The organism is Pseudomonas sp. Pseusp97 (assembly GCF_047304025.1).
GTDB lineage: Bacteria > Pseudomonadota > Gammaproteobacteria > Pseudomonadales > Pseudomonadaceae > Pseudomonas.
Map to the genome: position 1 here is coordinate 1 of NZ_JBGLYK010000179.1, position 12,109 is coordinate 12,109.

Annotated in this window: 14 protein-coding genes and 1 pseudogene; 13 read left to right on the forward strand and 2 right to left on the reverse strand. The window is 66.8% G+C overall.

Features of this window, described 5'->3' with window-relative positions:
- The 11 genes and pseudogenes from ACCC94_RS22615 to ACCC94_RS22665 all read left to right on the forward strand — a co-directional run.
- The coding region (locus tag ACCC94_RS22615) for a hypothetical protein (RefSeq protein ID WP_413351822.1) at positions 1-236 on the forward strand (236 nt) is incomplete at its 5' end.
- A gap of 95 nt (positions 237-331) precedes the next feature.
- On the forward strand, positions 332-3,148 hold the full coding sequence (locus ACCC94_RS22620; protein ID WP_413351823.1) for a monovalent cation/H+ antiporter subunit A: 2,817 nt from the start codon (positions 332-334) through the stop codon (positions 3,146-3,148).
- A complete protein-coding gene (locus ACCC94_RS22625; RefSeq protein WP_207885160.1) occupies positions 3,148-3,480 on the forward strand; it encodes a Na+/H+ antiporter subunit C in 333 nt (110 codons plus the stop codon). Before ACCC94_RS22620 ends, ACCC94_RS22625 begins: the two co-directional genes overlap by 1 nt.
- Positions 3,477-4,973, forward strand: a complete 1,497-nt coding sequence (locus ACCC94_RS22630) for a monovalent cation/H+ antiporter subunit D (protein WP_413351824.1) — start codon at positions 3,477-3,479, stop codon at positions 4,971-4,973. Before ACCC94_RS22625 ends, ACCC94_RS22630 begins: the two co-directional genes overlap by 4 nt.
- Complete coding sequence (locus ACCC94_RS22635) at positions 4,970-5,470, forward strand: Na+/H+ antiporter subunit E (RefSeq protein ID WP_413351826.1); 501 nt, start codon at positions 4,970-4,972, stop codon at positions 5,468-5,470. The genes ACCC94_RS22630 and ACCC94_RS22635 overlap by 4 nt, the downstream gene beginning before the upstream one ends.
- Positions 5,455-5,724 (forward strand): K+/H+ antiporter subunit F, encoded by a 270-nt coding sequence (locus tag ACCC94_RS22640; RefSeq protein ID WP_413351828.1) that lies wholly within the window; start codon positions 5,455-5,457, stop codon positions 5,722-5,724. Before ACCC94_RS22635 ends, ACCC94_RS22640 begins: the two co-directional genes overlap by 16 nt.
- Complete coding sequence (locus ACCC94_RS22645) at positions 5,721-6,050, forward strand: Na+/H+ antiporter subunit G (RefSeq protein ID WP_413351829.1); 330 nt, start codon at positions 5,721-5,723, stop codon at positions 6,048-6,050. Before ACCC94_RS22640 ends, ACCC94_RS22645 begins: the two co-directional genes overlap by 4 nt.
- Before the next feature lie 657 nt (positions 6,051-6,707).
- Positions 6,708-7,567: pseudogene (locus ACCC94_RS22650) on the forward strand (DMT family transporter).
- Positions 7,568-7,605: 38 nt separating this feature from the next.
- Complete coding sequence (locus tag ACCC94_RS22655) at positions 7,606-8,706, forward strand: PLP-dependent cysteine synthase family protein (protein ID WP_413351830.1); 1,101 nt, start codon at positions 7,606-7,608, stop codon at positions 8,704-8,706.
- A gap of 16 nt (positions 8,707-8,722) precedes the next feature.
- The gene (locus ACCC94_RS22660) at positions 8,723-9,430 is read left to right on the forward strand and encodes an aspartate/glutamate racemase family protein (RefSeq protein ID WP_413351831.1); all 708 of its coding nucleotides are present in this window, start codon (positions 8,723-8,725) and stop codon (positions 9,428-9,430) included.
- Positions 9,427-9,678 carry a hypothetical protein gene (locus ACCC94_RS22665; protein ID WP_413351832.1) on the forward strand — a complete coding sequence of 84 codons (252 nt, stop codon included), beginning with the start codon at positions 9,427-9,429 and terminating at the stop codon, positions 9,676-9,678. Before ACCC94_RS22660 ends, ACCC94_RS22665 begins: the two co-directional genes overlap by 4 nt.
- A gap of 195 nt (positions 9,679-9,873) precedes the next feature.
- Here the strand turns inward: ACCC94_RS22665 and ACCC94_RS22670 are convergent, their stop codons facing one another.
- Entirely contained in the window at positions 9,874-10,542 is a 669-nt protein-coding gene (locus tag ACCC94_RS22670; protein WP_413351833.1) for a COG3650 family protein, read from the reverse strand.
- Between the two features lie 76 nt (positions 10,543-10,618).
- On the opposite strand from ACCC94_RS22670, the gene ACCC94_RS22675 reads away from it, so the two are divergent.
- Entirely contained in the window at positions 10,619-11,017 is a 399-nt protein-coding gene (locus ACCC94_RS22675) for a DUF488 domain-containing protein (RefSeq protein WP_413351834.1), read from the forward strand.
- 180 nt (positions 11,018-11,197) lie between these two features.
- Here ACCC94_RS22675 and ACCC94_RS22680 read toward each other — a convergent pair whose 3' ends face one another.
- The gene (locus tag ACCC94_RS22680) at positions 11,198-11,797 is read right to left on the reverse strand and encodes a short chain dehydrogenase (RefSeq protein ID WP_413351836.1); all 600 of its coding nucleotides are present in this window, start codon (positions 11,795-11,797) and stop codon (positions 11,198-11,200) included.
- A gap of 95 nt (positions 11,798-11,892) precedes the next feature.
- Here ACCC94_RS22680 and ACCC94_RS22685 point away from each other — a divergent pair.
- A partial coding sequence (locus tag ACCC94_RS22685; protein WP_413351837.1) for a LysR family transcriptional regulator occupies positions 11,893-12,109 on the forward strand: 217 nt, incomplete at its 3' end.

Here is a 12,109-nt window from a genome sequence, read left to right on the forward strand (position 1 = left end):
CCCCCCCCCCCCCCCCCCCCCCCCCCCCCCCCCCCCCCCCCCCCCCGCCCCCCCCACCCCCCCCCCCCCGCCCCCCCCCCCCCCCCCCCCCGGCGCCCGCCCCCCCCCCCCCCCCCCCCTCCCCGGTCGCCGCCCGCCCCCCCCGCTATCGTATGGGGGATCGCAAATTCGCTGCAGCTCAAGGCGGACGCGGCTCAAGCCTGCAGTTTCGTAATAATTCAATCCATGACGCATGATCGATAGATATGGATAATCGTCGCCTTTGCAAGCCGGCCGCCTTTGCGCGGTGTTGCCTGTCTGAACGCCGTCCGGCGGTGAAAAGGAGTGGGTCATGACGTTGGCGCTGATCATCGCGCTGCCTTTCTTCGGGGTATTGCTGCCGCTGCTGGCCGAGCGTTTCGGCCGCACCGCCTGCGCTGCCGCCACCGGCGTGGTGCCGCTCGCCGGCTTGATCCTGCTGATGTCCCAGCGCGCGGTGCTGGGCGCCGAGCCGCTGGTGCAGCGCGTGGACTGGTTACCGGAACTGGGCCTGAACCTCAGCCTGCGCCTGGACGGCCTGGGCTTCCTGTTTGCCCTGCTGATCCTCGGCATCGGCCTGCTGGTGATTCTCTACGCGCGCTATTACCTGTCGGAGAGAGAGCCAGCCGGGCGCTTCTTCGCCTTCCTGCTGCTGTTCATGGGCGCCATGCTCGGCGTAGTGCTCAGCGAAAACCTGCTGCTGATGCTGGTGTTCTGGGAGCTGACCAGCCTGTCGTCGTTCCTGCTGATCGGCTTCTGGGGCCATCGCTCGGACGCGCGCAAGGGCGCGCGCATGTCCCTGGCGGTCACCGGTGGCGGCGGCCTGGCACTGCTCGCCGGCATCCTGCTGATCGGCCATGTGGTCGGCAGCTTCGAGCTCTCCACCGTGCTCGGTGCCCGCGAGGTGCTGCAGGCCAGCCCGCTGTTCCCGCTGGCGCTGTGCCTGGTGCTGCTGGGCGTGTTCACCAAGTCTGCGCAGTTCCCCTTCCACTTCTGGCTGCCCCATGCGATGGCGGCGCCGACGCCGGTGTCGGCCTACCTGCATTCGGCGACTATGGTGAAGGCCGGCGTGTTCCTGCTGGCGCGCCTGTACCCGCTGCTGTCGGGTAATGACCTGTGGTTCTATCTGGTGAGCCTGACCGGTCTTGCGACTCTGTTGATGGGCGCCTTCATGGCGCTGTTCCAGAATGACCTCAAGGGCCTGCTGGCCTACTCGACCATCAGCCACCTGGGCCTGATCACCCTGCTGTTCGGCCTGGATTCGCCCATGGCCAACGTCGCGGCGATCTTCCACATCATCAACCACGCCACCTTCAAGGCCTCGCTGTTCATGGCCGCGGGGATCATCGACCACGAGACCGGCAGCCGCGACATGCGCCGCATCAACGGCATGTGGAAGTACATGCCGCATACGGCCGTGCTGGCGATGGTGGCGTCGGCTTCCATGGCCGGCGTGCCGCTGCTCAACGGCTTCCTCAGCAAGGAGATGTTCTTCGGCGAGACTCTGGCGCAGAACATGATGGGCAGCTTCAACTGGGTGATCCCGGCATTGGCGACCGTTGGCGCGCTGTTCTCGGTGAGCTACTCGGTGCGCTTCATCCACGACGTGTTCTTCAACGGCGAACCGATCAACCTGCCCAACCCGCATCCCCACGAGCCGCCGCGCTACATGAAGGTGCCGGTGGAAATCCTCGTGCTGATCTGCCTGCTGGTGGGCGTCATGCCGGGAGTCATCGTCGGCCCGCTGCTGGCCGGCGCTGCCGCCTCGAGCCTGAACGGCGCGCTGCCGGAATACAGCCTGGCGATCTGGCACGGTTTCAACGCGCCGCTGGCGATGAGCTTCGTTGCCACCGCTGGCGGCGTGCTGCTCTACGTGCTGCGCAAACCGCTGTTCGACTGGTACGCCGGGCTGCCGGCGATGGACGCCAAGCTGGTGTTCGAACAGCAGGTGCAGCGTGTGGTGCGCTTTGCCGCGCGCGTGACCGGCTACCTGGAGAACGGCTCGCTGCAGCGCTACGCCATGCTGCTGGTGCTGGCCGCCGTGGTGGTGGTGTTCGCCGGCCTCGCACCGCTGCCCGCTATCCAGGGTGACCGCGCGCAGACGCCGCTGGACGGCATCACCGCGTTGGGCCTGGTTCTGCTGGCCATCGCCGGGCCGCTCACCGTCTGGTTCCATCGCCAGCGCCTGACCGCGCTGGTGATCCTCAGCATCGCCGGGTTGCTGGTAGCCCTGGCCTTCGCCCGCTTCGCCGCACCCGACCTTGCGCTCACGCAACTGTCGGTGGAAGTGGTGACCATGGTCCTGCTGATGCTGGCGCTGTACTACCTGCCGGCGCGTACGCCGAAGACCTCCAGCAGTCTGCGCCGCCTGCGCGACTTCGTGATCGCCATCGGCGCCGGCGTGATGGTGACGCTGCTGACCTACGCCGTGCTCACCCGTCCCTACGACAGCATCGCCGGCTATTACCTGGAGAACAGCGTCTCCGGTGGTGGCGGGCACAACGTGGTGAACGTGATCCTGGTGGACTTCCGCGGCTTCGATACCCTCGGCGAGATCACCGTGCTGGCGATTGCCGCGGTCGGCATCTTCGCGCTGCTCGAAGGCCTGCGCCTGCTGCGCCGCGAGACTGACGACGAAGGCCGCGCCTGGGCGAAGGACCGCTTCCCGCCGATCCTCGCCACGCTGTCGCGCCTGCTGCTGCCGCTGGCGCTGCTGGTCTCGGTGTTCATCTTCCTGCGCGGGCACAACCTGCCGGGCGGCGGCTTCATCGCCGGGCTGATCACCTCGGTGGCGCTGATCCTCCAGTACATTGCCTGCGGCAGCCGCTGGGTGAGCACGCGCCTGCCGCTCGACTACAGCCGCCTCGCCGGCCTCGGTGTGCTGATCGCCGGGCTGACCGGGCTGGGCGCCTGGTTCTTCGGTTTCCCGTTCCTCACCTCGGCGTTCGGCCACTTCCATATTCCGCTGGTGGGCGACATCGAGCTGGCCACCGCCATGCTCTTCGACCTGGGCGTGTACTTCACCGTGGTCGGCGCGACGCTGTTGATCCTCTCGGGCCTCGGTTCGGTCACTGCGCCGCCCCCCTCGTTAGAGCCAAGAGAGCCGCTGTTGTCCAAGGAGGCGCCCTGATGGAAGCGCTGTTCGCCATCGCCCTCGGCCTGCTGACCGCCAGCGGTGTCTACCTGCTGCTGCGCGCACGCACCTTCCCGGTGGTGCTGGGGCTGACCCTGCTGTCCTACGCGGTCAACCTGTTTCTCTTCGCCATGGGCCGGCTGGCCGGCGATCCGGCGGTGATCGGCCAGGTCGCCAACGCCGGTGACCCGATTCCCCAGGCGCTGGTGCTGACCGCCATCGTCATCGGCTTCGCCATGACCGCCTTCGTCATCGTGCTGGCCCTGCGCGGGCTGGCGGAGACCGGCGGCGACCATGTGGACGGTGGCAACGGGGAGGAAGGCCAATGAACCACTGGCTGATTCTTCCCGTCCTGCTGCCGCTGTTCGCCGGTTGCGCGCTGCTGCTCGCGGGCGAGCGCCTGCAGCGCGGCCTGTCGCTGCTCGCGACCCTGGCGCTGCTGCCGCTTTCCGCCGTGCTGCTGCAACAGGCCGATAGCGGCGTGGTGCAGTTCTACGCGCTGGGCAACTGGCAGCCGCCGTTCGGCATCATCCTCGTGCTGGATCGCCTGAGTGCCCTGATGATCGCGGCTACCGCGCTGCTCGCCAGCCTGTCGCTGATCTACGCGGTGCGTGGGGATGACCGGTGTGGCAAGCGCTTCCATGCGCTGTTCCAGTTCCAGCTGCTGGGCTTGAACGGGGCCTTCCTCACCGGAGACCTGTTCAACCTCTTCGTGTTCTTCGAGATCCTGCTGATCGCCTCCTACGCGCTGCTACTGCATGGCGGCGGGGCAGGGCGGGTGCGCGCGGGTGTGCACTACGTGGTGCTCAACCTCGTCGGTTCGGCGTTCTTCCTCATTGCGGTGGGTACGCTGTATGGCATCACCGGCACCCTGAACATGGCGCACATGGCCGAGCGCGTGGCCCAGTTGAGCGCCGAGCAGGCGCCGCTGGTGCGCGCCGCGGCGCTGTTGCTGCTGGTGGTGTTCGGACTGAAGGCGGCACTGCTGCCGCTGTACTTCTGGCTGCCCAAGGCCTACGCCGAGGCCAGCGCGCCGGTGGCGGCGCTGTTCTCGATCATGACCAAGGTCGGCATCTACTCGATCCTGCGCGTGTATACGCTGATCTTCGGCGAGCAGGCCGGCGAGCTGGCGAACCTCGCGCAGGCTTGGCTGTGGCCGCTGGCGCTGGCCGGGATAGTCGCCGGGGCGCTGGGTGCGCTGGCGGCGACCACGCTGCAAGGCCTGTTGTCCTACCTGGTGGTGGTTTCCGCCGGCACGCTGCTGGCGGCCATCGCGCTGGGCACGCCGGAGGCGCTGTCTGCGGCGCTCTACTACCTGTTGCACAGCATCTGGGTAGCCGGTGGCCTGTTCCTGCTCGCCGACCTGATCGCCCGCCAGCGCGGTGAGAAGGGCGGCCGACTGGTGCAGGGACCGGCGCTGCTGCAGCCGCATCTGCTCGGTGGTGCGTTCTTCTTCGGTGCCATTGCCGTTGCCGGCCTGCCGCCGCTCTCGGGTTTCCTCGGCAAGCTGATGCTGCTGCGCTCGGTGAGCGGCGGCAGCGAGGCCGTCGCACTGTGGAGCGTCGTGCTGGTCAGCGGGCTGGTGACCATAGTCGCGCTGAGCCGCGCCGGCAGCACCCTGTTCTGGCGCACGGGCCTGAGTGTGCTGGGCAGTGCCAATCGTGAGCCGGTGAAGATGCTCGCCGCTTTCGGCCTGCTGGCCAGCGCTCCGCTGATGGTGGTCGCCGCGCGGCCGCTGATCACTTATGCACAGGCCACGGCCGTGCAATTGCTCGATGCCGGCCTTTACCGCCAGGCGATCCTGCTGGGAGGTGGCGCATGATCCGGCGCATCCTTCCGCATCCATTGCTCAGCGGCGTGCTGCTGGTCAGCTGGCTGCTGCTGGTCAACGACTTCTCCCTCGGCCACTGGCTGCTGGGCGCATTCCTCGGCCTGACGATCCCGCTGCTGTGCCGCAACCTGCTGCTGGCTGCGCCGCGCATCCAGCGTCCGGGCCTGCTGCTGCGCTTTATCGGCCTGGTGCTCTACGACATAGTCGTGGCCAACCTGCAGGTGGCGAAACTGGTGCTGGGGCCCAAGGCGAAGCTGCAGCCGGGCTTCGTCGAGATTCCTCTGGAGCTGACCGATGACCTGGCCATCAGCATCCTCGCCAGCGTCATCACCCTGACGCCGGGCACCTGTTCCGCCGACCTCTTCGCCGACCGCCGCACGCTGCTGGTGCACGGCATCGACGTACCCGACCCGCAGGCGCTGGTGGCGGACATCAAGGCGCGCTACGAGGCGCCGCTGAAGGAGGTGTTCCCGTGCTCGGCATCGTGATCCCGATCTGCCTGGCGTTGCTGGGGCTCGCCGTGCTGCTCACCGTGGCGCGGCTGATTCGCGGGCCCTCGGTGGCGGACCGCATCCTCGCGCTGGACACCCTGTCGGTGGAAGCCATCGCGCTGATCGTGCTGTTCGGCATCTGGAAGGGCAGCGGCCTGTACTTCGAGGCGGCGCTGCTGATTGCGGTGATGGGCTTCGTCAGCACCGTGGCCTTGTGCAAGTTCCTGCTGCGCGGAGACATCATCGAATGAGTGTTCTGATCGAAGCGCTGGTCTGTGTGCTGTTGCTGGCCGGCAGCCTGTTTGCCCTGCTCGGCGCCATCGGCCTGTACCGGTTGCCGGACTTCTACACGCGCCTGCACGCGCCGACCAAGGCCTCGACCCTGGGGGTGGGCGGGGTGGTGCTGGCTTCGCTGCTGTATTTCAGTACGCGCGGCGAGGGTGTCAGCTTGCATGAAATACTGATCACCGTGTTCCTCTTCATCACCGCGCCGGTGAGCGCGCACCTGCTGGCCAAGGCGGCGATGCAGCAGCGGGTGCGGGTGGAGCGGGGGACCAAGGGCAAGCCCTGGGACTGATTGTTTGCGATGCTTGTGGATTGGGTGCTTTGCGCCGCTTTGGCGTGCGCGTGGACTCTGTGTTTCGCCCCCTCGGGCGAGTCCCTTTTGGCAAACGTCGGATAGCCGCCCTCCCAAAAGGAACCAAAAGGTCTTGCCCCGGACATCCGGTTTTTCGCTCAGGCGAAAAATTCCCTCGTTGAAGCGAAGTTTCCGGGGCACGCGTCGAAGGGCCATCCCTGGCCCATCGCCGCTCTCGCGACATCCATGTCGCTCAACCCCTGAAACTCCGCTTCTACGAGGCCTCCTGAACGGGGCATTCGGTGCGTGCGGATGTTCCTCTGGAAACCTTCAGAACCGGAGCCGGGGAGCTTTTCGTAGGAGCGGACCTTGTCCGCGAATTCCCTTGCGGCGGAAGCGAATCTTTCAGGATCACGCCATATCATCCCGCCAACTGTAGGAGCGAGCTTGCTCGCGAACCGCCCCAGCGCCGGAACCGCCGGTGAATCTGTTCGCGAGCAAGCTCGCTCCTACGAAAGATCTCCAGCCCATACAGTTTCCCCGCGATTCTGTACCTGTCGGCCGCCAGTGCGCGCCTCCTATACTCCAGGCACCTTTTGACTGGAGCGTCCCGTGCAGCAATCCCGGCCGTTCGCCCTCGCGTGCCTGGTGCTGGCCATGGCGCTGTGGGGCAGTTCCTTCATCGCGCTGAAATTCGCCTTCCAGGAAATGCCGGCCATGTGGGTGATCTTCGCCCGTATGGCGCTGGGCAGCCTGATCTTCCTCGCCGCCTGGCGCTGGCGAGGGCGCATCGACTACCGCGCCGGCGACTGGAAGTGGCTGCTGGCGCTGGCCGCCTGCGAGCCCTGCCTGTACTTCATCTTCGAGTCCCTGGCGCTGCAGCACACCAGCGCAGCCCAGGCCGGGATGATCACCGCACTGCTGCCGTTGCTGGTAGCGGTCGGCGCGTTCTTCCTGCTGCACGAGAAGATCGCCCGCAACACCTGGCTGGGCTTCGCCCTGGCGGTGCTCGGCTCGCTCTGGCTGACCCTGGCGAGCGAGCCGGACCGTCACGCGCCCGACCCGCTGCTGGGCAACTTCTACGAGCTGCTGGCGATGTTCTGCGCCACCGGCTACACCTGTTGCTCAAGCACCTGTCGGCGCGCTACTCGCCCTTCATCCTGACGGCCATGCAGGCGTTCATCGGCTCGCTGTTCTTCCTGCCGCTGGCGCTGGCGACCTCCGGAATGCCGGCGGCGCCCGGCCTGACCGGCTGGTTCGCCCTGGCCTACCTGGGCAGCGTGGTCACCGTCGGTGCCTATGGCTTGTACAACTTCGGCGTCAGCCGCCTGCCGGCGAGCCAGGCGACCGGCTTCATCAACCTGATCCCGGTGTTCACCCTGATCTTCGCCGCGCTGCTGCTGGGCGAGGTGCTCAGCGGCCAGCAGGCGCTGGCCGCCGGCCTGGTGTTCGCCGGCGTCGCCCTCAGCCAGTGGCGCAGCGCGCCGCCCACAGCGCCCGCCGGTGTGCTGGACTGAACCTGTTGAACCGCTTGCCCTGCCAGGAGAACGACACGATGGCCGCCCAGGAACGCAACTGGACCCGCGAGGCGATCCGCATCATCGAAGCGGATTTCCAGCGCAGCGCCGATACCCACCTGATCCCTCTGGAGATGCCCGGTCTGCCGGGCGTCGACCTGTACTTCAAGGACGAGTCGAGCCATCCCACCGGCAGCCTCAAGCACCGGTTGGCGCGCTCGCTGTTCCTCTATGCGCTGTGCAACGGCTGGCTGAAGCCGGGGGCGCCGGTGATCGAGGCGTCCAGCGGCTCGACGGCGATCTCCGAGGCGTATTTCGCGCGGCTGCTCGGCGTGCCCTTCATTGCCGTGGTGCCGGCCAGCACCTCCAAGGAGAAGATCGCGCAGATCGCCTTCTACGGTGGCCAGGCGCACCTGGTGGAGGACCCGACGCAGATCTACGCGGAGTCCGAGCGCCTGGCGAAGGAAACCGGCGGCCACTTCATGGACCAGTTCACCTACGCCGAGCGCGCCACCGACTGGCGGGCGAACAACAACATCGCCGAGTCGATCTTCCAGCAGTTGCGCCACGAGCGCTTCCCCGAGCCGTCCTGGCTGGTCTCCAGCCCCGGCACCGGCGGCACCCTGGCGACCCTGGGGCGCTTCGCCCGCTACCGCCGGCATGACACCCGCGTGCTCTGCGCCGATGCCGAACGCTCGGTGTTCTTCGATTCCTACAAGACCGGCGACCGCGACCTGACCCTGAGCTACGGCTCGCGCATCGAAGGCATCGGCCGCCCGCGCGTGGAGGCCTCCTTCCTGCCCAACGTGCTCGATGCCTGCTGCAAGGTGCCGGATGACCTTTCCCTGGCTGCCATGCACTACCTGGCGCAGCGCCTGGGCCGGCGCGTCGGCGGCTCCAGCGGCACCAACCTGATCGGCGCGCTGCTGGTGGCGCGGCAGATGGTGGCGCGGCGCGAGAGCGGCTCGGTGGTGGCGATCCTCTGCGACGGCGGTGAGCGCTACGAGACCACCTATTACAACCCGTTGTGGCTGATTTCCCAGGGCTTCGACCTCGATCCGCTGATCGAGTCCGTGCGCCAGTGCGCCGAGCACGGCGCGGCGCTGCCCGGCGAGCTGCCCTGCATCGGGCTGGACTGACCCCCATGGAGGGAGCATGAAGACCATCGGCCTGATCGGCGGCATGAGCTGGGAGTCGACCATTCCCTATTACCGGCAGATCAACGAACGCATCAAGGAACGCCTGGGCGGCCTGCACTCGGCGAAGGTTGCGCTGTACAGCGTGGACTTCCACGAGATCGAACGCCTGCAGCACGCCGGCGACTGGGACGCTGCCGGGCGCGTGCTGGCGAACGCGGCCCGTTCGTTGAAGGCGGCAGGCGCGGACTTACTCGTGCTCTGTACCAACACCATGCACAAGGTGGCGCCGGCCATCGAGGCGGCGGTGGATATCCCGCTGCTGCACATCGCCGACCCGACCGCCCAGGCGATCCGCGCGGCGGGCGTTGTCACGGTCGGCCTGCTGGGCACTCGCTTCACCATGGAGCAGGCGTTCTACAAGGATCGCCTGGTGGACAGGTTCGGCCTGCAGGTGCTGACGCCGGGCGAGGCCGATCGCCAGGTGGTGCACCGGATCATCTACGAGGAACTCTGCCTGGGGCGGATTCGCGACGAGTCGCGGGAAGAGTACCGGCGCATCATCGGGGCATTGGTGGAGCAGGGCGCGGAAGCGGTGATCCTCGGCTGCACGGAAATTTCCCTGCTGGTCGGCGCGGCGGATGCCCCGGTGCCGCTGTTCGACACCACCGCATTGCACGCCCTGTACGCGGCCGACGCCGCCCTTCGAGGAGTACCCGGAACATGAGCTTCATCAGCCTGAGGGTGCGTGCGGCGTTCATCATGCACGGCTACGACGAGCAGAACCGCGAAGTGATCGAACAGGTCGCGGACCCGGATTTCGTCGAGAAACTGGTGCGCCTCGAGCGCATCCAGTCGATCAGCGAGAAATACGTGCTGGTGACCGCCAGCGATGGCCGACTGGCGTACTGGGAATACGACGGCGACTTCGCCGTGCTCAAGGCCCGGTTGATGGCGGCGGGGTTGCTGGTTTGATTTTCCATGTGCGTAGGAGCGGACTCCGTCCGCGATAGCTCCGCATCGCGCCGGATACCCATCGCGGACGAAGTCCGCTCCTACGTTGTTTGCAGCTCGTAGGGCGCATAACGCGTCAGCGTTATCCGCCGCTACAACCGGCGGATAACCTGTTCCAGGTTATGCGCCCTACGGTCGGAGCTTCACCGGCGGCGATCAATCGCCGCTGGAACCGCCCGGATAGGCGCAGCCGCGCATGACCTTGTCGTCCAGGCGCAGCTCGGCGGACAGGTTGCTCAGCGCGCCGCTCATGCTGTCCTGGCAGCGCGCCGGGGCAACCCAGAGCTCGACCTTCTCGCCGTTGGCTTCGCTGGAGTAGCTGGTGCTGCCGTCGGGCACGCCTTCGGCAATATAGGGCAGGACCAGGGATTCCTTGCCCGGCTGCTCGATCAGCATGCCCTGGCTGTTGACCAGCACGCTCCAGCCCGGTTCGTTGCCGTGGGCGCGGACCACCGCGCGCTTGAAGTTCGGATCATCGCAGCCGGAGCCTTCGTTCTGCAGGCGATAGACCTTGGAGACTTCCAGCTTGCCGTCGGTGCCCTGGGCGCTGCTGCCGCTGAAGCTGCCGCGCAGGTCGGCGTACAGCGAGGCGGCGCCGTCGTTGAACATCTCCAGCGCGTCGCGGGGCAGGCCGGTGTTGCCGGTGTCCTCGATGCTGAAGCGGCGTTGCTCGGTGCAACTGCGGAACACCAGCTTGCCGTCCTGGCGGGTCAGTTCGCCCTGCAGGCGGGTGGAGGCGTTAAGATCGGTCTTGTTCGGCGTCCACACCTGGCAGGCGGCGAACAGGGGCAGCAGGCTGAACAGAATGAAACGGCTGGATCGCATGGAACGGGCTCCCTCGAAAGTGCGCCCACGTTACCCAGCGAAGCCGGCCACCTCAAGCCGACGAGGAGGATTTCGGATGATTCGTTGCAAGCGCGCCTACGAAGCGGCGGCGCAGGAAGACGGCCAGCGCGTGCTGGTTGACCGCCTGTGGCCACGGGGGATTCGCAAGGAGGACCTGCAGATGCTGCAGTGGGCCAAGGAGGCGTCGCCGTCCAACGAACTGCGCCAGCGCTTCCATCATGATCCGAGCCTGTTCGAGGAATTCCGCAAGGCCTACCACGGCGAGCTGAATGCCCATCCGGAGCACTGGATGGGCCTGCTTGACCTGGCGCGCAAGGGCACGCTTACGCTGCTTTATGCCGCGAAGGACGAGGAGTACAACAACGCCCGGGTGCTGGCGGAGTTTCTCGAGGATGAGCTGGAGAAGCAGGACGAGGGGAGCTCGCCGGTTTGCTTCGTCGGCAAGGCCGAGTAGCGCTGTTCGCGAGCAAGCTCGCTCCTACAGTTCACGCATGGTGCTTTTCGTAGGAGCGAGCTTGCTCGCGAACCGCTGCAGAAGGCGCAGTCGTAGGGCGAATAACGCGCCAGCGTTATCCGCCGCGCGGCTTCCGGCGAATAACCTGTTCCAGGTTATGCGCCCTACGAGGACGTTCTGTTACCAGATCTTGTACACCTGCCCGCTCTGCTTGCCTTCCACGCTGCGGGCGAAGCCCAGGGCGGCGTCGGCGGCCGGCACCGGCTTGAAGCCGCGGAAGAACGGCGCGTAGCCCTCCATCGACTCCACCAGCACGTTCGGACTGACCGCGTTGATCCGCTGGCCGCGCGGCAATTCCAGGGCGGCGCTGCGCACGAAGCCCTCCACTGCGCCGTTGACCAGACTGGCCGAGCTGCCCAGCACGATGGGCTGCTCGCTGAGGATGCCGGTGGTGAGGGTGAAGGAGGCGCCGTCGTTGGCGTACTGGCTGCCAATCAGCACCAGATTCACCTGGCCCATCAGCTTGTCCTTCAGACCGACCGCCATTTCCGCCTCGCCCATTTCCGCCAGGGCACCGAAGTGCACCTTGCCGGCGGCGCTGATCAGCGCGTCGAAGCCGCCGACCTGTTCGAACAGCGCGCGGATCGAGGCGCTGTCAGTGATGTCCACGCGATAGTCGCCGCTGCTGCGGCCAACGCGGATGATCTCGTGGCGCGGGGCCAGTTCGTTGTAGACGGCCTGGCCGAGGGTGCCGCTGGCGCCGATCAGGATGATTTTCATGAGCACTCCACTGAGGTGTTTGGCTGATAGTGAATTCAGTCTAGAGTGAGCTTCTGTTTTGATAATCCATCCAATCGGTAACTTTTGGTTTTCATATGGAAACAATCGCCAGTGATCTGCAAGACCTTTCCGCCTTCGCCGTGCTGCTTGAATGCGGCAGCTTCACCCGTGCGGCGGAGAAGCTCGGCTGCAGCAAGGGCCAGTTGTCCAAACGGATTTCCGCGCTGGAGCAGGCACTGGGCGCGACCCTGGTGCACCGCACCACGCGGCGCCTGTCCCTGACCGCCGCGGGCGCCGCGCTGTTGCCCGAGG